Annotated in this window: 19 protein-coding genes; all 19 read left to right on the plus strand. The window is 68.4% G+C overall.

Annotated features, from left to right (window positions below; translation table 11 throughout):
* Positions 1–8 precede the first annotated feature (8 nt).
* The gene (locus EII34_RS11475; RefSeq protein ID WP_124845303.1) at positions 9–986 is read left to right on the plus strand and encodes an AAA family ATPase; all 978 of its coding nucleotides are present in this window, start codon (positions 9–11) and stop codon (positions 984–986) included.
* 3 nt (positions 987–989) lie between these two features.
* On the plus strand, positions 990–2,207 hold the full coding sequence (locus tag EII34_RS11480) for a DUF58 domain-containing protein (protein ID WP_124845304.1): 1,218 nt from the start codon (positions 990–992) through the stop codon (positions 2,205–2,207).
* Positions 2,204–4,537, plus strand: coding sequence for a transglutaminaseTgpA domain-containing protein (locus tag EII34_RS11485; protein WP_124845305.1), 2,334 nt, complete (start codon positions 2,204–2,206; stop codon positions 4,535–4,537). Before EII34_RS11480 ends, EII34_RS11485 begins: the two co-directional genes overlap by 4 nt.
* Positions 4,538–4,540: 3 nt before the next feature.
* The gene (locus tag EII34_RS11490) at positions 4,541–5,731 is read left to right on the plus strand and encodes an FHA domain-containing protein (RefSeq protein WP_124845306.1); all 1,191 of its coding nucleotides are present in this window, start codon (positions 4,541–4,543) and stop codon (positions 5,729–5,731) included.
* On the plus strand, positions 5,728–6,504 hold the full coding sequence (locus EII34_RS11495; protein WP_124845307.1) for a PP2C family protein-serine/threonine phosphatase: 777 nt from the start codon (positions 5,728–5,730) through the stop codon (positions 6,502–6,504). Before EII34_RS11490 ends, EII34_RS11495 begins: the two co-directional genes overlap by 4 nt.
* Positions 6,501–7,403 (plus strand): FHA domain-containing protein, encoded by a 903-nt coding sequence (locus EII34_RS11500; protein WP_124845308.1) that lies wholly within the window; start codon positions 6,501–6,503, stop codon positions 7,401–7,403. Before EII34_RS11495 ends, EII34_RS11500 begins: the two co-directional genes overlap by 4 nt.
* The gene (locus tag EII34_RS11505) at positions 7,403–8,965 is read left to right on the plus strand and encodes a serine/threonine-protein kinase (RefSeq protein ID WP_124845309.1); all 1,563 of its coding nucleotides are present in this window, start codon (positions 7,403–7,405) and stop codon (positions 8,963–8,965) included. The genes EII34_RS11500 and EII34_RS11505 overlap by 1 nt, the downstream gene beginning before the upstream one ends.
* A 7-nt stretch (positions 8,966–8,972) precedes the next feature.
* Positions 8,973–9,782, plus strand: coding sequence for a spermidine synthase (locus tag EII34_RS11510; protein WP_124845310.1), 810 nt, complete (start codon positions 8,973–8,975; stop codon positions 9,780–9,782).
* 17 nt (positions 9,783–9,799) lie between these two features.
* Positions 9,800–10,426 (plus strand): sortase domain-containing protein, encoded by a 627-nt coding sequence (locus tag EII34_RS11515; RefSeq protein ID WP_124845311.1) that lies wholly within the window; start codon positions 9,800–9,802, stop codon positions 10,424–10,426.
* On the plus strand, positions 10,423–10,962 hold the full coding sequence (pyrE, locus tag EII34_RS11520; protein WP_124845312.1) for an orotate phosphoribosyltransferase: 540 nt from the start codon (positions 10,423–10,425) through the stop codon (positions 10,960–10,962). The genes EII34_RS11515 and pyrE overlap by 4 nt, the downstream gene beginning before the upstream one ends.
* The gene (locus tag EII34_RS11525) at positions 10,959–11,588 is read left to right on the plus strand and encodes a TrmH family RNA methyltransferase (RefSeq protein ID WP_124845313.1); all 630 of its coding nucleotides are present in this window, start codon (positions 10,959–10,961) and stop codon (positions 11,586–11,588) included. The genes pyrE and EII34_RS11525 overlap by 4 nt, the downstream gene beginning before the upstream one ends.
* The gene (locus EII34_RS11530) at positions 11,585–12,118 is read left to right on the plus strand and encodes a hypothetical protein (protein WP_124845314.1); all 534 of its coding nucleotides are present in this window, start codon (positions 11,585–11,587) and stop codon (positions 12,116–12,118) included. Before EII34_RS11525 ends, EII34_RS11530 begins: the two co-directional genes overlap by 4 nt.
* 87 nt (positions 12,119–12,205) lie before the next feature.
* A complete protein-coding gene (gene fbaA, locus EII34_RS11535; RefSeq protein ID WP_124845315.1) occupies positions 12,206–13,225 on the plus strand; it encodes a class II fructose-bisphosphate aldolase in 1,020 nt (339 codons plus the stop codon).
* 256 nt (positions 13,226–13,481) lie between these two features.
* Positions 13,482–14,999 (plus strand): sugar ABC transporter ATP-binding protein, encoded by a 1,518-nt coding sequence (locus EII34_RS11540; protein WP_124845316.1) that lies wholly within the window; start codon positions 13,482–13,484, stop codon positions 14,997–14,999.
* Positions 14,996–15,991 (plus strand): ABC transporter permease, encoded by a 996-nt coding sequence (locus EII34_RS11545; protein ID WP_260425138.1) that lies wholly within the window; start codon positions 14,996–14,998, stop codon positions 15,989–15,991. Before EII34_RS11540 ends, EII34_RS11545 begins: the two co-directional genes overlap by 4 nt.
* 91 nt (positions 15,992–16,082) lie before the next feature.
* On the plus strand, positions 16,083–17,123 hold the full coding sequence (locus EII34_RS11550; RefSeq protein WP_124845317.1) for an ABC transporter substrate-binding protein: 1,041 nt from the start codon (positions 16,083–16,085) through the stop codon (positions 17,121–17,123).
* A 121-nt stretch (positions 17,124–17,244) separates the two neighbouring features.
* Entirely contained in the window at positions 17,245–19,008 is a 1,764-nt protein-coding gene (locus EII34_RS11555) for an L-fucose isomerase (protein ID WP_124845318.1), read from the plus strand.
* Between the two features lie 113 nt (positions 19,009–19,121).
* On the plus strand, positions 19,122–20,519 hold the full coding sequence (locus EII34_RS11560; RefSeq protein WP_124845319.1) for a rhamnulokinase: 1,398 nt from the start codon (positions 19,122–19,124) through the stop codon (positions 20,517–20,519).
* The gene (locus EII34_RS11565) at positions 20,516–21,508 is read left to right on the plus strand and encodes a LacI family DNA-binding transcriptional regulator (protein ID WP_124845320.1); all 993 of its coding nucleotides are present in this window, start codon (positions 20,516–20,518) and stop codon (positions 21,506–21,508) included. Before EII34_RS11560 ends, EII34_RS11565 begins: the two co-directional genes overlap by 4 nt.

Raw genomic sequence — 21,508 nt, forward strand, 5'->3', positions numbered from 1 at the left:
CCACCACAATGAATGCTGTACTCACCCCGGAGCAGGCGGCCTTCTTCGCCGACACCTTCGCCCGGCTGACCGACAACATCGGGCAGGCCCTGCTGGGCAAGGCTCCCGTCGTGAGGCTGGCGCTGACCTGCATGCTCTCCGAGGGGCATCTGTTGCTGGAGGACGCACCCGGGACGGGCAAGACCGCTTTGGCCAGGGCCATCGCGGCCTCGGTCCACGGCAGCCACAACCGGATCCAGTTCACCCCGGACCTGCTGCCCTCCGACATCACGGGGGTCACGATGTACGACCAGGCGACGGGACGCTGGAACTTCCACCACGGCCCGATCTTCTCCTCCATCGTGCTGGCCGACGAGATCAACCGGGCCTCACCCAAGACGCAGTCCGCGCTGCTCGAGGTGATGGAGGAGTCGCAGGTCACCGTCGACGGGCAGCGCTATCCCACCGAGCGACCGTTCATGGTGATCGCCACCCAGAACCCGGTGGAGCAGGCCGGCACCTACCGGCTCCCGGAGGCCCAGCTCGACCGCTTCCTCATGAAGACCTCGGTGGGCTACCCGGACACCGAGGACTCGGTGGCGGTGCTGGCCGGTTCGGCCCGTCCCGACCGTTCGAAGCTGTTGAAGGCGGTCGTGGCACAGCAGGCCATCGCGGAGATGATCGACTCGGTGCGGGACAACTACGTCAACCCGTCGGTGCTCTACTACATCCAGCGGCTGGTGGAGAGCACCCGCGACGACGCCGACACCGCGATGGGGGTCTCCACCCGTGGGGCCATCGGCATGGTGCGGGCCGCCCGGGTGTGGGCGGCCGCCCATGGCCGCAACTACGTCATCCCCGATGACGTGAAGGAACTGGCCACCCCGGTGTGGACGCACCGTATCATCATGTCCCCGGAGGCCGAGTTCGCCGGGGTCACCGCGGAGGACGTGGTGGCCCGGGCCCTGAGCAGGGTCGAGGCCCCGACGAACCGGACGGTTTCCTGACACGTGGCACGCCGAATCCGTGACGACTCCGCTCCGCCCATCCCGGGGCGGGGCCTGTGGGCACGTCTGGTGCGAAACCCGGTGACGGAGCCCATCACCCCGCTCGGCTGGTTCCTGCTGGGACTGGTCACCGTCGGGGCGATCCCTGCCTGGAGTCTCGGCTGGCTGGAGTTCCGAGCCCTGTGGGTCATCGCGGCGGTGGTGCTGATCCTCGCCGTGCTGAGCGTCATGGGGCGTTCCCAGCACCTGGTCATCTTCGAGCTGGACCGTCCCCGGGTCCAGGCGGGGGAGACCGTGGGCGGGCGTGTGGTGGTGACCGCGGCGGGTGGACGTCGCTCCGTGCCCTCCACCCTGGAGTTCTCCGTCGACGACGACACCGCGTCCTTCCGGGTCCCGGAGCTGGCGGGCGGTACCCGTCACGAGGAACGGTTCAGCATCCCCACCACCACGCGAGGGGTGGTGCGGCTGGGGCCGGTCCGCTCCGTCCAGGCCGATCCCCTGCTGACCCTCAGCCGCATCAAGATGCTCTCGGGAACCCAGGACCTGTTCGTCCATCCACGGATCATCGCGGCGGGGTCGGGGGCCATCGGCTTCCTGAGGGACGTCGAAGGGATCACCACCTCGAACCTGTCCTCGTCCGACGTCTCCTTCCACGCCCTGCGGGAGTACGTCCCCGGAGATGACCGTCGCTCCGTCCACTGGCGCACGACGGCCCGGGTCGGCAAGCTCATGGTCCGCCAGTTCGAGGAGACCCTCCGGGCGCACCTGCTCATCCTGCTGTCCACCCGCACCGCTGACTACACCGACCCGGACGACTTCGAGCTGGCGGTCTCCGTGGCCGGTTCGCTGGGCGCCTCGGCGCTGCAGGAGGAACGTCAGGTGACCTTCGTCACCTCCACCGAGGAGGTCCGTTTCCCCGGGGCCATCGGGTTGTTGGACCGACTCTCCGGGGTGGCCTGCCAGGAGGAGGCCCCGACGATGCGGCAGGTGGCCGCGCGTCACGCCAACGCACCCGGGCTGTCGGTGGTGGCCCTGGTCACCGGGAATGCCGCCCGTGCCGAACTGCGTGGTGTGCAGCGGGTGATCCCGCCGGGGGTGTTCTCGTTCGCCCTGCGCTGCTCCGGGGAGAGTCGGCTGTCCCGCAGCCGGGTCGGACCGATGAGCGTGATCGATCTCGCGGAGCTGGAGCAACTCCGCCCCGCCCTGCGGAGTCTCCGGTGAAGGCGCGGACGTGGTGGCCCCGTGTGCTCGGGGCGTGGCTCCTGATGGTCCCCGGGGTGCTGGCCTTCCAGCCGATCTTCGGGGGGTGGGCCGGTCATGTCCCGGCCCTGGTCGGGGTGACCACGGGAACCCTGCTGGCAGTGGTCGCGGTGGCCCTGCACTTCGGTCCTGCCCTGTGGGTGGGGGCCATCCTGCTGTGCTACCTGCTGCTGGGCGGGCCGATCGCGGCTCCCGAGACGGTGAGCGCGGGTTTCCTGCCCACGGTGGCCACGGTGCGACGACTGGTCGTCCTGATCTGGGAGAGCTGGTCGGAGATCCTCACCGTCGCCGTCCCCGCCGTGGACATCCCAGGGCCAGCGGCAGCTCCGCTGCTGCTCGGCATGGTCGCGGCGACGGCCTTCGTCGGGGTGGTGCTGCGGACCCGCTCGGTGGTCGCACCCCTGTTGATCCCGGTCAGCTGGCTGGGTGCGGGGATCGCCCTCGGCATCCACCACGTCCCGGATGCGTGGTGGCTCGGGATCGTCACGGGGGCCGGGATGCTGGTGTGGACCACGGTCCACCGGCTGCAGCGACGGCGCGACGTCAACGCCCGCTTCCTGGTCCGTCGTGCCCGCGGGTTCTCCAGCACCGCCTGGAAGGCCTTCACCGCCGGCACGGTCATCGCCCTGGCCTGTGGGACGGCGCTCGGGGTCAACCTCGTCTCCGGGGCGCCGGGGCGACAGGTGCTGCGGGACCACGTGACGCCTCCCCTCAACCTGAGTGACTACCCCAGCCCGCTGACCAAGTTCCGCTTCTACGAGGTCAATCTCGAGGACGAGGTGTTGTTCACCGTGGATGCCCTGCCGCCCGGTGGTCGGCTGCGGCTGGCCGTGATGGACCACTGGGACGGCGTGGTGTTCAACGTCTCCCAGGACAGCAGACGCTACCTCCGGGTCGGTCGTGAGATGCCGTGGCAGCCGGAGGGGGAGCTGGTGCAGGCGACGATCACCGCCGAGGGGTACTCCGATGTCTGGGTGCCGAGTTTCGGGGAGCCCTCCCGGGTGGAGTTCAGCGGTCCGCGCAGCCAGGCGGTGGCACGTTCGCTGCACCTGAACCAGGACACCGGGCAGCTGCTGACCAGCACCGGGATCGCCCCCGGCAACAGCATCCAGGTGGCCTCCACGAACCAGGCGCCGCTCAGCGCAGAGGCCCGGGGTGAACTCGCCGGGCGTGGGATCGGACCGGTGCCCCCGGGACGGTTCCCGCTCATCCCCGAGGTCCTCAGTGAGACCGGTCGGTCCTGGGCGGAATCGGGGAGGACCCCCTACGAGCAGCTGAGCCTGATCGAGGAGAAGCTGCGCACCGAGGGACGATTCTCCGACGGGAGGAACAACGACTCCCGTGCGGGTCACACCGCGGAGCGACTCGCCTTCATGTTCAACTCGGACCAGTACGTCGGCGACGACGAGCAGTACGCCGTCGCGATGGCCCTGATGGCCTCCCAGCTCGGTATCCCGGTGCGGGTGGTGCTCGGCTTCTACCCGGAGCAGGCCCCGGCCCCGGGCCAGCCCTGGCAGGTGCTCGGGGCGCATGCCCACGTCTGGGTGGAGGCGAACATCGAGGGTGCGGGCTGGGTCAGCTTCGACCCGACGCCACCTCGCGACCAGCTGCCGAACCCGGACAACACGGTGCCCAAGCCCCAGCCGAAACCGCGTGTCGAGTCCCCGCCCCTGCCTCCTGAGCGGTACGAGGACGAGCAGGTCCAAACGGAGGAGGAGAACGTCGACCTCAAGGAACCCGAGGAGGAGCCCGGGGACCTCAGGCCGCTGCTCATCGCCATCGGGATCGGGCTCGGCAGCGTCCTGCTGCTGTTGTCCCCCCTGCTGCTCGTCGCGGCGTGGAAGCTGCGACGGCGCCGACACCGGAGGAACCGGGGAACCACGGCCGACCAGATCGCCGGGGCTTGGGGGGAGGTCGTCGACCGTGCCCGCGACCTGGGCTTCACCACTCTGGTCGGCAGCACCCGTAGGGAGACGGCCGAGGAGTTGCAGCAGACCTATCCCGAGCTGGGGATCGAACCACTCGCCACCCGGATCGACTCCCAGGTCTTCGGCGCCGACGAGCCCTCCCGCAAGGCCCGTGACGAGTCATGGCAGGAGTCGGATCTGCTGCGCCGCTCGCTCTTGATGACCCGCCCTTGGTACGCTCGTGCAGTTGCACTCTTCTCCGTGAGGTCGCTGCGCCGAGGCAGGTCTGAGGCCGCCGAGGTTTCCTCCACACCGAAACGGGACCCGAGGGCACGCAGGGCCGAGGAGCAACCGGAGGCATCACGAGGAGCGAGGAGGAACTGAGCAGTGCCGACGCGGCGACAACTGGGTGATCGTGTGGTGATGATCCTCGACGGCCAACGTCGAGCCATCGCCCATGTGATCCAGTGGGCGCCGGCAGTACTGCTCATCGTCGCCGGGCTGGGCTTCAGCCTGCTCTCCGAAGGGGTCTTCGGCATCGTCGTCTCGGCCATCCTCGGCATGCTGGGGGTCGGCGGCCTGGTCTGGAGTGCTTGGTTGATGGTCACCCGGTCCGAGACCCTCGGCGCATCGACCCAGCGGTTCAACTACGTGCGGGAGAGCGACGCGGCACCGGCCGGTGCAGGACTGCTCGGCAAGATGGCGGTGGAGGGGGCACTGGAGGTGGCCACCTGTGGTCTGGCGGCGATCTCCTTCCTGGCGACGTATCGGGACGGGCAGCACTGGCTCGACCGGGTCTTCCACATCGTCGCCGTGCACCGGGAGGTGCTGCCGAGCGTCGCCACGGCGCCCGGCGTCCCCCAGGCCACACCTGGATCGGTGACCCCTCGGGCCAGGTGGAACCCGCCCCCGCCACCCGGCAGCCCGACATCGGGTGCCCAGCCCTTCCCGCCGTGTCCGCGTTCCGGTGTCCCGGCCGCGCAGCCTCCCAGTGCAGCGGTGCAGCAGGGCCCCCAGACCGAGGCCGTCTCGCAGAGCACCCCGGTGCGTCCCTTCGGTCAGGCGGCGTCGGCCCGGGGGGCGAACCCCTGGGCCGCCTCTCCCTCGGCCCCGGTGTTCCCGCCCCTCGGCTTCGCCTCCAGCCCGGCACCTGAACCGGAGGACGACCAGGCCCAGCAGGAGACCGTCATCATCCCCGGTGCCCGCCCGCACATGGAGGCGACGGTGATCGACACCAACCCGATGGTGCCGCGTCCCGACCCGGTGCTCGTGCTGGATGACGGGCAACGCATCACGGTGGACGGGCCGCTGGTGCTGGGCCGCAACCCCGTCGCCCCACCCGCCCACACGGGTGCGCGACCCGTCAAGCTGATCGATGCGACGATGCGACTGTCCAAGACCCATCTGGTGGTGCTGGCCGGGCTCGACGGGGTGAGGGTGATCGACATCGGCGCCACGAACGGGGTGTTCTTGGAGAGCGACGGGGAACGCAGCCGTCTCGTCGTGCGTGAGCCGCACCGGCTCCTCCCGAATCAGCTCATCCACTTCGGGGGCCGGACCTTGAGGTTGGTCCAGTGAGGGCCCCCAGCATGGTCGTGCGCTGTGCCGCTGCCACCCACCAGGGTCTCGTCCGCTCCGTCAACGAGGACTCCTGGCTGACCCTGCCTCCGATCTTCCTCGTCGCGGACGGCATGGGAGGCCACGAGGCGGGGGAGTTGGCCTCGAGGAGCGTGGTCGACGTGTTCCGGGAGCTCGCCACCCACGAGTGGGTGGGCAGTGACGACCTGATCACGACGATCAACCATGCGGCCGCCGAGGTCTCGCAGCTTCGATCCCACGGTCGGGCACCGGGATCGACGGTCAGCGGGGTGGCCCTGTCCAGACAGGGTGGGCAACCCTGTTGGCTGGTGTTCAACATCGGCGACTCCCGTACCCATCTGCTGCGTGACGGCGTGTTCACACAGGTCAGTGTCGACCACTCCGCGGCGGCACAGTTCGTCGATGCGCCACGCAACATCATCACGCGGGCGCTGGGAGCCGGCATCGAACACCCCGAGGCCGACCAGTGGTTGATCCCGGCGCTGCCCGGGGACCTCATCGTGATCTGCTCGGACGGGCTGTCCAACGAGCTCAGCCCACAGGTGATCGCAGCCACCGCCGACCACACGGATGACCTCCAGGAAGCGGCGAATCGGCTGGTACAGTTCGCGCTCGACGCCGGTGGGCGGGACAATGTCACCGTGGTTCTTGTGCGTTGCGAGTTCACCGAGGCGGTCGAGGGTGTCACGATGGACGAGGACACCCTGCCGCCGCAGCTGGGCGACACCATCGAGGACTGGGAGGAACGATGATCTCGAGTCATGGCACACCCACCTGGTCGCCCGGTGCCCACATGGGGATCGTGTGGCCCCACGGGCTGGCCCTCGTGCTGAACGGTCTCACCCCGGAGGGCGCCGGTGAACTGTGGCACCGGGTCCACGCCAGCGCGAAGCTGAGCGATTTCGTGCGCTCCCTGGCCGAGGTGGTCGGTACAGGCGTGCTCGAGCTGCCTGAATTCGCCGTGGCGATCAGCGAGGGGGACAACTGGCATCTCGCGATCAGGGGACAGGTGCCGCTGGAGGCCCAGTTCGGCAGCACCTCGGAGGCGATGCAGTGCCACACGATCACCACCTGGACCGAGCGGACCGTGCTCTCCCCCAGCGCTCTCAGGATCGGTGAACCAGGAGGACCGATGGTGCCCGTGAGCGACGGCGTGGTGCTCGCAGGGTGTCTCGAGCTGGGCGCCTTCAAACCGTCGAGCACGGTGCTGGTCGAGGAGACCGGTGGCATCCCCCACGTGCCGGAGGACGAGCGCAGTGACGTGGACGTCGTCGTCTCCCCGCCCGCGACGGCTCCGACCCACGCCGAGGAACGCGCCCCCATCGGATGTCTCCGGATGCCCGGCGGCGAGCTGATCCCGCTGGGTGGTCCCGTCGTCATCGGACGCCATCCCGGGGCGGGTGGTCTCAACCTCAGTGAACCGGCCAGGCTGGTCACCATCGGGGAGCCCCACATCTCGGCCAACCACCTGGCGTTGTTCGTCGAGGAGGGGCAGGCCTACGCCCGCGACCTCGGCAGCCGCAACGGCAGTGCACTTCGTCGTCGTGGTGGGGATCCGCTCCGGCTCCCGGAGCGTTCCATCCCGCTGGAGGCCGGGGACGTGCTGGACCTGGGGCAGGGTGTGCTGATCCACTGCGACGGGTTGCCGTGATGGGGCAGCGCACGCAACCCCCGGAGCTGCCGGGCTTCACCTACATCGGATGGATCGGTGGCGGTGGTTTCGCCGATGTCTTCCGGTACCGGGACTCGTTGGGCCGTGGTGTGGCGGTGAAGGTGCTTCACCAGACGGTGGACGAGACGGCCTTCAACGCGTTCGCGGCCGAGGCCGTCCTCATGGCCCGGCTGTCGGGGCACCCCAACATCGTGACCATCCATTCCTCGGGGCTGTCCCCGGACGGTCGGCCCTTCCTCGTGATGGAGGAGTGCTCCTCCACGCACCTGGGGGCCAGGATCTCCAACCGGGTGCTGCCCCCCACCCAGGCGATCGAGTTCACGATCCAGCTGGCCGGTGCCGTCGAGACCGCCCATCTGCAGGGCATCCTCCACCGCGACATCAAACCCGCCAACATCCTGTTCACGGGGTTCCAGCGTCCGGCACTGACTGACTTCGGGATCTCGGCCTCACAGGACCAGCGGGCGCTGGCCAACGCCCTGAGCCCGTTGTGGGCCCCGATCGAGCAACACCCGAACGCCGGGATGGAGCCCGGGCCGTGGAGCGACGTGTTCTCGCTGGCCGCCACCACCTGGGCGATGCTGGTGGGACGCAGTCCTCTGGCGGTGCCCGGGGCGGACAACAGCACCGCTGCGCTGAGGGAACGGGCCCGGAACTTTCACGCCCCGCGCACCGGCCGCAGCGATGTCCCCCAGACCCTGGAGAACGTGTTGGCAACGGCGATGGCGGGCAACCCGGCGCGCCGCTACTCCAGCGCGCAGGAGTTCGCGCGGGCCCTGCAGAGCGTCCAGACCCGGCACGGGCTGCCGATGACCCCGTTCGACGTCCTCGCCGAGTCGTTGGAGCAGGAGCCGCGACGACTGGATCAGGGCTTCGACCCGTCGTGGCCGAATGCGGACTCCAGCCAGATGCTCACGGGGGGCTACACCTCCGGTCTGTCCTCCTATACCGGCGGCTACCTGTCCTACCAGGATCCCGCCAGCCTCGTCGACGACCCGACCCCGCCCTCGGTCTCGACCGGTGCCCCGGAGGCGGGCGTGCTCCTGCGCGGCTCGGGGTTCGCCGAGGCCGGGCCACGTGACGTCGGTACCCTGCCGGTGCCGGAACCCCAGCCGAGTCCACCGCCTGCCCCGGATCCTGATGCCAAGCGCGGCAAACGCACCCTGTTGATGGTGCTGGGAACACTGTTGCTGGTGGTCGGGGTGAGTGTCGGGGTGCTGTTCGCCAACGGCACCTTCGGTGGTGGGGCCACCCAGGTGCTGCCGACGGGGGAGGCCTCGCGGGTGCCCGGGGTGATCGACGTGGACTGGGCTGTCACGGGTGAGCAGGTGAAGTTCACCTGGACGAACCCGGACCCGCAGTCCGAGGACGTGTTCCTCGTCGAGATCATCGGTGCCCCTGCCAACGAGAACCGGGTCCGGGTCAGCAAGCCCGAGGTGATCGTGCCGGTCCAGGACGGTGAGACCTGCATCGACATCACCCTCAGGCGGCGAGCCCAGGGGCAGGTCTCGGATCCCGTGCGTGCCTGCGCCAAGAACTGAACCACCGATGTCCCTGGTACCCGACCCGCAGCACCCGGGGGCCTTCCGTGTCCTGTTCGGGCAGGCCTCGCAGTCATGGGTGGACCCGAGCCGCCCCGACCTGCTGCTGTTCGAGTACGTCAACCACATCGCCCTGCTCTTCGAGCACGGACTGGCCGACACCGATCCGGGGACCCGACTCAGGGTCGTCCACGTCGGGGGAGCGGGGATGAGCATCCCCCGGTGGGTTGCGTGGCGACGCCCGGGGACGGCCCAGATCGTGTGCGAGCCGGATGCCGACCTCACCGCGGAGGTCCGTCGGAAGCTCCCGTTGCCGCCGCGCAGCGGGATCAAGGTGCGCGACCAGGACGGGCGCAGTGCGACCGTCCTGATGCCTGCGGACTACGCCGACCTGGTCGTGGTGGACGCGTTCGCCGGGGACCGGGTCCCGGGGGAACTGGTGAGCACGGGTTTCCTCGATGAGCTGGTGCGGATCGGGCGTGGTCGCAGGATGGTGGTGTTCAACGTCACGGATCTGTCTCCCTTCACCTGGACCAGACGTGTGGTTGCGGGCATGGTGGGGCGGTGGCGGCACCTGCTCGTCGGGGCCGAGCCCGCGGTGCTCAAGGGGCGAAGGTTCGGGAATCTGCTGCTGGCGGCGAGCGCGCACCGGCTGGACCTGGCCGCTCTGGTCCGAGACACCCGGAAGCAGCCCTGTCCCTACCGGTGGTTGACGGATCGGGAACTGGCCGGCTGGGTGGGTGGGGCGGTGCCGTTCACCGACGAGGACACCGCCGACTCGCCGCCGCCCTCGGGCAGCAAACTGTGGTTCGCATGATGGGAGAATTGGCAGCTGTGACCAGACGATCGCGTTTCCCCGTCACCCTCGTGGTGGGTGTCCTGCTCCTGGCCGCGGTGCTGGCCGGGGGCGGGGTCGTGGCCTGGCAGGTCTGGGGAACGGCCGCTCTGGGGAGGGAGCACGCCGCCCGGGAGGTCGCGGCGTTGCGGGAGCGCTGGGCGGCAGGGCAGACGGTTCCGGTGCAGGGTGAGGCCGCGTGGATCATGCGCATCCCGGCGCTGGAGGACCGGGTGGAGTGGCCCGTCCGGGCCGGGGTGGCCGATGAGCAGCTGACCGATGGGCTCGGCTGGTATCCCGGGAGCGCCAGACCGGGGGAGATCGGCAATTTCGCCGTCGCAGGGCGCTGGCTGACCTCGGGGGAGCCGCTGCGGGGATGGTTCGAGCTCCCGCCGGGAACCACGGTCCAGGTGGAGACCGCCACCGAGATCGTCACCTACGAGCTGATCTCGGCCCCCGGCGGTCTGACCGTGGGTCGTGATGAGCAGTGGGTGCTGGACCCGGTGCCCGGACGCGACGAGGTGCCGTCCCAGGCCCTGCTGACGGTGACCACGCATGAGGATCTCCTCCCCGGCCCCGATGTCTCGGTGGCCTTCGGGAGGCTCACTGACAAGGAGCTGAAATGAATGATCGGCAGAGTCTCGTCCAGGCCGTGAAGGACCTGGCGGTGGTGCGTGGGCGTGTGACGCTCGCCTCCGGCAAGGAGGCCGACCACTACGTCGACATGCGGCGGGTGACCCTCGACGGGGCGGCGGCGCCGGTGCTGGGTCGGGTCATGAACGAGCTGGTCGCGGACCTCGACTTCGACGCCGTGGGTGGCCTGACCCTGGGGGCGGACCCGGTGGCGACCGCGATGCTCCACGCCCGGGCCGCGGCTGGAGGTCGGCTCGATGCGTTCGTGGTGCGCAAAGAGTCCAAGGCCCATGGGATGCAGCGGCTGATCGAAGGCACCGAGGTCGCCGGTCGCCGGGTGCTGGTGGTGGAGGACACCTCCACCACCGGTGGTTCCGCCCTGACCGCCGTCCGCGCGGTGCAGGAGGCAGGAGCTGAGGTCGTCGCCGTCGCGGTGGTGGTCGATCGTGCGACGGGGGCTGCCGAGAAGGTGGCGGAGGCCGGCCTGGAGTACCGGTACGCCCTCGGCCTGGCCGATCTCGGCCTGTGACCGAGGACCCGACCGCGCCGGTCGTCGGGGTCGGCCCGCACCCGGAACCCTGGCCGGGTGACCCCCGTCTCGATCCGGAGCTGCTGGCACACGGGGATCGCCGCAATGTCATCGACCGCTACCGCTACTGGCGGCTCGAGGCGATCGTGGCGGACCTGGACCGGTCCCGGTCCGGGCTGCACGTGGCGATCCAGAACTGGGAGCACGACTTCAACATCGGCTCGATCGTGCGCACCGCCAACGCCTTCAACGTCGGTGGCGTCCACATCGTGGGGAGGCGACGGTGGAACCGTCGCGGGGCGATGGTCACCGACCGGTACCTCCACGTCCACCACCATGCCGACGAGCAGGGACTGAAGGCCTGGCTGGAGGAGCGGGGCATCGCCCTGGTGGGGGTGGACAACCTGCCGGGGTCGGTTCCGTTGGAGACCGCACGGTTGCCCGGGCACTGCTGTCTGGTGTTCGGTTCGGAGGGGCCCGGTCTGACCGAGGAGATGGTGGCGAACTGCAGCACGCTGGTGGCCATCACCCAGCGCGGCTCGACCCGTTCCCTCAACGCGGGCGCGGCCGCTGCCATCGCGATGTACCACTGGAGCCTGCAGCACCCTCTACCATTCGTGTCATGAGCCCCGAGCGATTCGCCGTCGAACTGACCCCCTTGCCCACCGCGAGTCGGGTGGCGCAGCAACGGGGACGGTTGCGCTACCAGATCATCATCGCCGTGGTGTCGGCGGTGGTGCTGCTGGTGCTGTGGTGGGTGGTCAGGCCGGAACCCTGGCTGCTGTCCGGGGCGGCGCTGCTGTGGGGACTGAGCACGGCCTTCTGGATCGGGCTCAGCATGTTCTGGCTGAAGCAGGCGAAACGGGATCTCGCCTCGATCGGTCAGGGGGTGGCGCTCTACATCGACTCGGAGGGGCTGGAGTTCGTGCAGCCCGTCAGCGCCAAGGCCTCCTGGGCGGAGATCTCGGCACTCAAGGTCAGCGGTAGCGGGTTCGGATCGGGGCCGAAGCTCGTGATGGAGGTGGCCGGAGGTCCTGTGGCCTCGGTGCCGATCAGCTTCCTCGACGCGATGCCGGCGGCCATCGACTCGGCCGTGGGTGCCCGTTCCCTGGGCAGGGTGCGGCTGGACGTCTCCGACATGGACAAGATGTTCTAGTTGTTCCTGAAACCCCGGTGGACGTGCTCACCGTGCAGGGCGCTAGGCTGAACCCTGTAACGCACGCCTGACACGAAAAGGGGCACCATGCCTGTTGCAACTCCTGAGGTCTACGCCCAGATGCTCGACCGGGCCAAGGAAGGCAAGTTCGCCTACCCGGCCATCAACGTCAGCTCCTCCCAGACGCTGAACGCCGCCCTCCAGGGCTTCGCCGAGGCCGGTTCCGACGGCATCATCCAGGTCTCCACCGGCGGTGCCGAGTACTTCTCCGGTCCCACCGTCAAGGACAAGGTCGCCGGTGCCGCCGCCTTCGCGGCCTTCGCACAGGAGGTGGCGAAGAACTACCCCATCAACGTGGCCCTCCACACCGACCACTGCCCGAAGGACAAGCTGGACAGCTTCGTCCGTCCGCTGCTGGCGATCTCCGAGGAGCGCGTGAGGAACGGTCAGCTGCCGCTGTTCCAGTCCCACATGTGGGACGGCTCGGCCGTGCCGATGGAGGAGAACCTCTCCATCGCCGATGAACTGCTGGAGCGCTGCGCCAAGGCCAACATCATCCTCGAGATCGAGGTCGGTGTCGTCGGTGGTGAGGAGGACGGCGTCTCCGCGGAGATCAACGACAAGCTCTACACCACCGTCGAGGACGGCATGCGCACCGCAGAGGTCCTCGGCCTGGGCGAGAAGGGCCGCTACATCACCGCCCTCACCTTCGGCAACGTCCACGGTGTCTACAAGCCGGGTGCGGTGAAGCTGCGTCCCGAGGTGCTCAAGGAGATCCAGGACGCGGTCGGCGCGAAGTACGGCAAGGACCGGCCCTTCGACCTGGTGTTCCACGGTGGCTCCGGCTCCACCCCGCAGGAGATCTCCGACGCGGTGGACTTCGGCGTCATCAAGATGAACATCGACACCGACACCCAGTACGCCTTCACCCGCCCCGTCGTGGACCACATGTTCCGCAACTACGACGGTGTGCTGAAGATCGACGGCGAGGTCGGCAACAAGAAGCAGTACGACCCCCGTGCGTGGGGCAAGGCCGCTGAGGCCGGCATGGCCGCCCGGGTGGTCGAGGCCTGCGAGTACCTGCGCTCCGCGGGCACTCACGCCTGAGCCGTCCCATCGGTCAGTCGAGGGCCGGGACCCGTCGGTGTGACGGGTCCCGGCCCTTCGTGTGCCCGCGTGCAGTCCCGGTGCGCGGAGAGGGAGCTCGCATACGGCTTTGACAAGGCGTTCTGCCATTCGGTGATAACGCTTTCGTAACGTCCTTGACGAGTCCGGGGGGAGTGATGTTAGCGTTAGCATCACTCAAGGGAGGACGAGCGCCAAGGTCGTCGGAACCTGAGGGAAGAGACACGAAGGAGTGCACGTGGCGAAGTTGCTTGAGCTGAGGAACATCAGCAAGACCTTCCCTGGTGTCAAGGCGTTGCAGGGCGTCGACCTCGACCTGAACGCCGGTGAGGTGCTCGGCCTGTGCGGTGAGAACGGGGCCGGCAAGTCGACGCTGATGAAGATCCTCACCGGGATCTACACCGCCGACCCGGGCGGGGAGATCTGGATCGAGGGAGAACCGGTGCAGGTGAACGGCGTCAACCACGCGCGTGAACTGGGCCTGTCCATCATCCACCAGGAACTCAACATGGTCCCCGACCTCACGGTGGCCCAGAACCTCTACATCGGTCGCCCGGGATCCCACCGGGCGGGCTGGATCGACGACGCCAAGCTCAACCGCCAGGCGGCGGAGCTGTTCGAGAGCCTCGGCATGACCATCGACCCCAGGGCCCGCATCGGTGACCTGTCGGTGGCGCGGCAGCAGATGGTCGAGATCGCCCGCGCCCTGTCCTACAACTCGCGCGTGCTGGTCATGGACGAGCCGACCGCGGCCCTCACCGTCGCCGAGACCGAGGCGCTCTACGGGATGATCCGCGACTTCATCTCCCCGAGCACCGGACTCATCTACATCTCGCACCGGATGCCGGAGATCGAGGAGATCACCGACCGGGTCTCGGTGCTGCGCGACGGCCAGTACATCGGTACCGTCACCACGAAGGACGTCGAGATGCGTGAGGTGATCTCGATGATGGTGGGCCGCGAGGTCTCCGCCGAGGCCAGGCCGCGCAACACCCCGATCAGCGACGACGTGGTGCTCAAGGTGGAGAACCTCAGCACGAAGAAGCTGCTGCGTGACATCAACTTCGAGGTCCGCAAGGGAGAGATCCTGGGATTCGCCGGACTCATGGGGGCCGGACGCACCGAGGTGGCGCGTTGCGTGTTCGGGGCGGACCCGCGCAGCAGCGGCACCATCACCATCAACGGTGCACAGGTGCCCGTCCGCAACGCCGCCGACGCGGTCAGGGCCGGCATCGGCTACCTGTCCGAGGACCGCAAGCAGTTCGGCCTGCTGCTGGAGCAGGACATCAAGCAGAACGCCGTGATGGCCGCGATGAAGGACTTCAACATCGGTGGTTTCATCCTCGACGGCAAGATCCGTACCGTCGGTGAGGAGTACAGCAGGAAGCTCCGGGTCAAGACCCCCTCGGTCAACCAGCTGCTCGGCAAGCTCTCGGGCGGCAACCAGCAGAAGGTCGTCATCGCGAAGTGGCTGATCCGCAACTGCGAGGTCCTCATCTTCGACGAACCGACCCGCGGCATCGACGTCGGGGCCAAGGAGGAGATCTACGAGTTGCTGGAACAGCTGTGCGCCCAGGGCAAGGCGATCCTCATGATCTCCTCCGAACTGCCCGAGGTGCTCCGCATGAGCCACCGCATCGCCGTCATGGCCCACGGCCACATCACCGGAATCCTCGACAACGAGGACGCCACCCAGGAGAACATCATGGAACTTGCCACGCTCGGCAAGGCGCAACTGAACGGAGAAGCCGCGTGAGCACCACGACCGTGCCCGAGAACAGCCGCACCACATCATCCATCCTCAAGTCGTCGATGCAGCAACTGTTCGTCTTCGGCTCGCTGATCGTGATCTACCTGATCTTCGTGTTCGCGGCGCCGGGATTCAGCAACCCGGCAGTGCTGTCCGACATCCTGCTCCGCTCGGCCGCCATCGGCATCATGGCCCTCGGCGCCACCTTCGTCATCGCCACCGGTGGCATCGATCTGTCAGTGGGGACGGGGATGGCGCTGGCCGGTGTGATGACGGCCTTCTTCCTGGGCGGCAACTTCCTCAACCTGCCGCTGGCGGTCGGGCTGGTCCTCGCCATCCTGTTCGGTGGCCTCGTCGGAGCGGTCAACGGATTCAACATCTCCGTGCTGGGGCTGCCCCCGTTCATCGCCACCCTCGGCATGATGATGGTCGCCAAGGGCCTGGCCCTGGTGATCTCCAACGCCAACCCGATGCCGATCGAGAACCCGGACTTCAAGCTCTTCGGCAGCCAGGAGTTCATCCCGGGAATCCCCAACGCCGCCATCCTCTTCGTGATCCTGACCGTGATCGCCTCGGTCCTGCTGAACAAGACCCTGCTCGGACGCTACGCCCTGGCCATCGGCTCCAACGAGGAGGCCACCCGGCTGTCCGGGGTGAACGTGAAGTTCTGGAAGACGATGGTCTACGTCACGGCCGGGGTGTTCATGGCGATCGGCGCCATCGTCTTCAACGCCCGCACCGCCGTGGTCCAGCCGAGTGAGGGCCTGGGCTACGAACTCGACGTCATCGCCGCAGTCGTGATCGGTGGCACCTCGCTGGCAGGTGGACGCGCGAACATCATCGGGACCTTCGTCGGTGCGGTGCTCATGAAGACTCTCCTCACCGGCCTGCAGATGATGCAGGTCAACCAGTTCTGGCAGTACGTGGTGATCGGCGTCATCGTCCTGGCCGCGGTCTTCGCCGACAACGTCCGACGAGCACGCGCATCCGCCGTGTGACCAATCCCGAACCTCCTCCCACACGAATGAACCCGGGCAGTGAAAGCCCACCCTCATGAGGACCACGGTCCTCGACCTGAAAGGAAGAACCATGCGACTCAACTCGAAGTGGCTGGCCGTTCCCGCGCTGCTGGCTCTCGGTCTCAGCGCCTGTTCCACCTCGGCTGCGCCCGGCACCGCCAACAGCAGCTCCTCCGGTGGCGAGTCCTCGACGGCGTCCCAGACGGTGAGCTGTGACATCCCGTCGGATGTCACCAAGGGTGATGGCAGCAAGACCGTCTACCTGGTCTCGAAGGGGTTCCAGCACCGCTTCTGGCAGGCCGTGAAGGAAGGTGCCGACGCGGCCGGCAAGGATCTCGGCTACAAGGTCGAGTTCGTCGGTCCCCCGAGCGAGCAGGACGTCTCGATCCAGATCGACCAGCTCGAGACCGCCTTCAAGACCAATCCGGCAGCCATCGGTTTCGCCGCCCTCGACACCAAGGCCGCCGCCGACACCCTGAAGAAGATCTCGGATGCCAAGATCCCGCTGATCGCCTTCGACTCCGGGGTGGACTCCGATGACCCGCTGACCACGGTCTCCACCGACAACAAGGCTGCTGCCGCCGAGGCCGCCAAGCACATGGTCGAACTCACCGGTGGCAAGGGCACCGTCGGGCTGGTCTGCCATGACCTCACCTCCGCCACGGGCAAGCAGCGCTGCGAGGGCTTCCAGGAGTACATCAAGAGCAATGCCCCCGAGATCAAGCTGCTCGAGCCGCTGACCGCGGGCAAGGTCGAGGAGGCCACGGGAGCAGCCAAGTCGATGATCCAGTCCAACGCTGACCTCGTCGGCATCTACGGCACCAACGAGGCTGCGGCCACCGGTGCCGTCCAGGCCGCGAACGAGGTCAACAAGGAGGGATTGCAGGTGGTCGGCTTCGACTCCGGCAAGATCCAGATCCAGTCGATCAAGGAGGGCAAGCAGGCCGGTGCCGTCACCCAGTCGCCGGTCAAGATGGGATGTGAGACCGTGGTGGCGGCCGTGAAGGCCATCAACGGTGACTCGCTGCCGAAGACCATCGACTCCGGTTTCGCCTGGTACGACAAGACCAACATCGATGCCGAGGACATCAAGCCGAACCTCTACGAGTGACACCTGTTCCCCGTCGGGCAGGCCGTCCTGCCCGACGGGGTTCTCCCATGACCGGTTCCCGCGCATCGGTGAGTGAAGGAACCAGCAGCGGTCAAGCCACAACGAAGCAAGAGAGAACAACATGACGAATCATCCGAAGATCGGTATCCGCCCCATCATTGACGGCCGCCGTCGCGGCGTCCGGGAGTCCCTCGAGGACCAGACCATGAACATGGCCAAGCGGGTCGCGGCCCTCTACGAGGCCGAACTGCGTCACCCCGACGGCAGCCCCGTGCAGTGTGTCATCGCCGACACCACCATCGGCGGCGTCGCCGAGGCCCAGGCCACCGCGGTGAAGTTCAAGCGCGAGAACGTCGGGCTCACCCTGTCGGTGACGCCGTGCTGGGCCTACGGCACCGAGACCATCGACATGGATCGCACCATGCCGCACGCGATCTGGGGCTTCAACGGGTCCGAGCGTCCCGGCGCGGTCTACCTGGCGGCGGCACTCGCCGGGCACACCCAGCTCGGCATCCCGGCCTTCGGCATCTATGGCGAGCACGTCCAGGACGCCGACGACGAGACGATCCCCGACGAGGTGCGGCAGCGGCTGCTGGACTACGCCGTCTGCGGTCTGGCCGTGGCGCAGATGAAGGGCACCTCCTACCTGTCCATGGGTGCGGTGTCGATGGGCATCGCGGGCTCCGTCGTCAAGGACGAGTTCTGGAGCAAGTACCTCGGGATGCGCAACGAGTACGTCGACATGAGCGAGTTCGCGCGGCGCGTCAACGAGGAGATCTACGACGTCGAGGAGTACGAGCGGGCCTACGCCTGGGTGAGGGAGAACTTCACCCCCGGCAAGGACTACAACCCGCCGGAGAACCAGAAGCCGGAGCTGCACGACGACTGGTGGAGCTACTCGGTGAAGATGACGCTGATCGCCCGTGACCTGATGGTCGGCAACCCGCGGCTGGCCGAGAAGGGCTGGGGCGAGGAGGCACTCGGACGTGGTGCCCTGGCCGCCGGTTTCCAGGGGCAGCGGCAGTGGACCGACGGTTTCCCCAACGGTGACCTCATGGAGACCATCCTCAACACCACCTTCGACTGGGACGGCACCCGCACCCCCTACATCCTCGCCACCGAGAACGATGCGCTCAACGGGGCGTCGATGCTGTTCAACCACCTGCTGACCAACACCGCCCAGCTGTTCAGCGACGTGCGCACCTACTGGTCTCCCGAGGCCGTGGAACGGGTCACCGGTCACAGGCTCGAGGGGCGCGCCTCCGGCGGCATCATCGACCTGCGGAACTCCGGACCGACCACCCTCGACGGCTCCTTCGCCGCCACCCGTGACGGCGAACACGTGATCAAGCCGTGGTGGGAGGTCACCGAGGAGGACCAGAAGGCGATGCTGGAGGCCTCGACCTTCGCCCCCGCCATCTACGAGTACTTCCCGGGTGGTGGCATCTCCACGCACTTCCGCTCCGCCGGTGAGGTGCCGGTGACGATGTGCCGGATCAACTGGGTCGACGGCCTGGGCCCGGTGCTGCAGATCGCCGAGGGCTGGACGGTCGAGCTGCCCGACGAGGCGGCCACCATCATCGAGGACCGCACCAATGCCACCTGGCCGACCACCTGGTTCGTCCCGAACCTGACCGGGGAGGGTGCCTTCACCAGCGTCTACGACGTGATGAACGCCTGGGGGGCCAACCACGGTGCCATCTCCTACGGTCACATCGGTGCCCGCCTGATCACCCTGGCCTCGATGCTGCGCATCCCGGTCAACATGCACAACGTGCCCGCCGAGCAGATCTTCCGTCCGAAGAACTGGCTCAGCTTCGGCACCGCCGACCTGGAGGGGGCCGACTACCGGGCCTGCGCCCAGTTCGGCCCGCTCTACGCCTGAGCACGAGGAGTGGGGGAGACGACGGGGTCGTCTCCCCCACATCCTGACCCCGCCGCGCGAACCGGGCCGTGACCGGGCAGGATGGGGTCAAGACCCAAGAACAGGAGGATGAAGTGCCAGCCACCGCCCTTGCCGTCGACCTGGGGTCCTCCTCGGGGCGCATCATCGCAGGTGTCCTCGAGGACGGCCGGGTCACCGAGACCGAGGTCCACCGGTTCCCACACACCGCCACGAAGGAGGCGGGGTACCTGTGCTGGGACCTCGTCGCCATGTGGAGTGAGGTGGTTCGTGGGTTGCAGCTCGCCATCGAGCGGTTCCCCGACGCCACCACCGTCAGCGTCGACACCTGGGGGGTGGACTGGGTGCCGCTCGATGCCGACGGCAACCCCCTCACCCCGGCCCGTTGCTATCGTGACGAACGCACCGGCCGAACCCTCGAGGCCTATCGTGAGCGGCTTCCCGAGTCCCGGCAGTGGGAGCTCACGGGCATCGCCCCGGCCACCATCAACAGCTCCAACCAGCTCTTCGCCTTCCTCACCGAGGAGGCCCACGTCGCGGCCGAGACCGACCAGATCCTCTTCCTGCCAGACTGGTTCACCTACATGCTGACCGGGGTGCGCGGCTGGTCCCGATCCATCGCATCCACCTCGGGACTGTGTGCACCGGGCGCGCAGGCATGGTCCGAGGAGGTCTTCGAGGCCCTCGGGATCCCGCGTTCCTGGGTCGGGGAGCTGACCCACGAGTGCAGCGTCGTCGGTCCCTGCAGCGTCGACGGACTGGAGCAGCTCACCGTCGTCCGGGCCGGGGCCCACGACTCCGCCTGTGCGGTGGCCGCGTTGCAGCGTGACGACGCCCCGACCTGCTTCCTGTCCGCCGGGTCCTGGTCGGTGCTCGGGGTGCTGCGTGACGAACCCCTCATGGGCGACGACGCGCGTGCGCTCGGGCTGACCAACGAGGCCAGGGCCGAGGGCGGGGTCAGGCCGCTGTTCAACATCACCGGGCTGTGGATCCTCCAGGAGTGTCAGCGGGACTGGCAGGACAAGGGGCTGGAGAGCGACATCGTCGCCCTGCTCGAGGAGGCGGCCGCGGCCGCCTCCCTGGGGGTGACGATCGACCCCGACGACCCACAGTACGCGCACCCCGGATCGATGGTGGAGCGGGTCACGGCCGCCCTCGAGGAGGCCGGGGCGCCGGTCGGGATCAGCCAGGGGCAGCTCGTGCGTGCCCTCTGCGAGTCGTTCGCAGAGCGTTACGCCCGCGCCGTCCACGACCTCTCGGCCCTGACCGGGGAACCCCTGACCAGGCTGAACCTGGTGGGTGGTGGCTCCCGCAACACCTTGCTGTGCGACCTCACCGCCACGGCGCTCGGGGTGCCCGTGCTGGCCGGCCCGGCCGAGGCCTCCACACTCGGCTCCCTTCTCGTGCAGTTCGAGGTCAGTGGTGCCCTGCAACCCGAACAACGCAACGAGGTGATCGCCGCCACGGCCATGACCCGGACGCACCAGCCATGATGGCCGGGGGGAGCAGACGCGCCAGTCTCGCCGATGTCGCGAGGCTGGCGGGGGTTTCCAGCCAGACCGTCTCCCGCGTGGTGCGCGGCGCCGCCGTCGTCGCCCCGGAGACCCGGGAGCGGGTGCAGCAGGCGGTGGAGGAGCTCGGCTACCGTCCCAACCTGGCCGCACGATCCCTGTCCAACCGGAGGACCGGGGTCATCCACATCATCAACGCCACCCCACTGTTCGGTGGCCATGCGCGCACCTTCCTGTCAGTGGTCCAGGAGCTCGGGTCGAGGGGCTACCAGACCTCGGTCTCGGCGGTCCCGGATCAGCAGAACCCCGCCTTCGACGAGCTGGTGCCCCTGGGGGTGGACGGGGTCGTCGTGCTCGGCGGGCACGCGGATTCGGCCGATCTCGTCTCGGTGCTCCACGACAGGGTGCCCGCGGTCTTCGTCGGGCAACGTCACGGCCTGCCCGACGACGTCGCCTCAGTCGCCATCGACCAGGGTCTGGGAGCACGGCTTGCCACCGAGCACCTGCTCAGCATCGGCAGGCGACGGCTGCTGCACCTGTGCGGCCCATCCGACTGGCTCGACGCCCACGAGCGCCGTGACGGTTTCCTGGCCTCCTGCGAGGCGGCCGGGGTCACCCCGCGGAAGGTCTCCGGAAGGTCCTGGTCGGCGGGTGACGGCCACGTGGCGGCGCAGGAGTTCCCGGACGACATCGACGGGGTCTTCGCCAGCAACGACCACCTGGCCCTCGGCGCGATGCGATGGCTGGCCGAGCACGGCCGGGAGATCCCCGGGGATGTCGCGGTGGTCGGTTTCGACGACGCCGAGGGCTCGGCGAACTTCCTGCCACCACTGACCACCCTGCGTCAACCCCACCACGAGGTCGGGGTGTGTGCCGTCGCCCACCTGGCGGCGCTCATCGACGACCGGCCGGCGGAACACACCCTGCTGAGCCCCGAACTCATCATCCGGCAATCGACGAAAGGTTCCTGA

The organism is Arachnia propionica (genome assembly GCF_003859805.1).
In the GTDB taxonomy this organism is placed as follows: domain Bacteria; phylum Actinomycetota; class Actinomycetes; order Propionibacteriales; family Propionibacteriaceae; genus Arachnia; species Arachnia propionica_C.

Bases quoted from the DNA above. Each gene is read 5' to 3' on its own strand.
- EII34_RS11475 (WP_124845303.1), top strand. From the start codon at position 9: ATGAATGCTGTACTCACCCCGGAGCAGGCGGCCTTCTTCGCCGACACC.
- EII34_RS11500 (WP_124845308.1), top strand. From the start codon at position 6,501: ATGATCTCGAGTCATGGCACACCCACCTGGTCGCCCGGTGCCCACATG.
- EII34_RS11505 (WP_124845309.1), top strand. From the start codon at position 7,403: ATGGGGCAGCGCACGCAACCCCCGGAGCTGCCGGGCTTCACCTACATC.
- EII34_RS11510 (WP_124845310.1), top strand. From the start codon at position 8,973: ATGTCCCTGGTACCCGACCCGCAGCACCCGGGGGCCTTCCGTGTCCTG.
- pyrE (WP_124845312.1), top strand. From the start codon at position 10,423: ATGAATGATCGGCAGAGTCTCGTCCAGGCCGTGAAGGACCTGGCGGTG.
- EII34_RS11530 (WP_124845314.1), top strand. From the start codon at position 11,585: ATGAGCCCCGAGCGATTCGCCGTCGAACTGACCCCCTTGCCCACCGCG.
- fbaA (WP_124845315.1), top strand. From the start codon at position 12,206: ATGCCTGTTGCAACTCCTGAGGTCTACGCCCAGATGCTCGACCGGGCC.
- EII34_RS11550 (WP_124845317.1), top strand. From the start codon at position 16,083: ATGCGACTCAACTCGAAGTGGCTGGCCGTTCCCGCGCTGCTGGCTCTC.
- EII34_RS11555 (WP_124845318.1), top strand. From the start codon at position 17,245: ATGACGAATCATCCGAAGATCGGTATCCGCCCCATCATTGACGGCCGC.
- EII34_RS11565 (WP_124845320.1), top strand. From the start codon at position 20,516: ATGATGGCCGGGGGGAGCAGACGCGCCAGTCTCGCCGATGTCGCGAGG.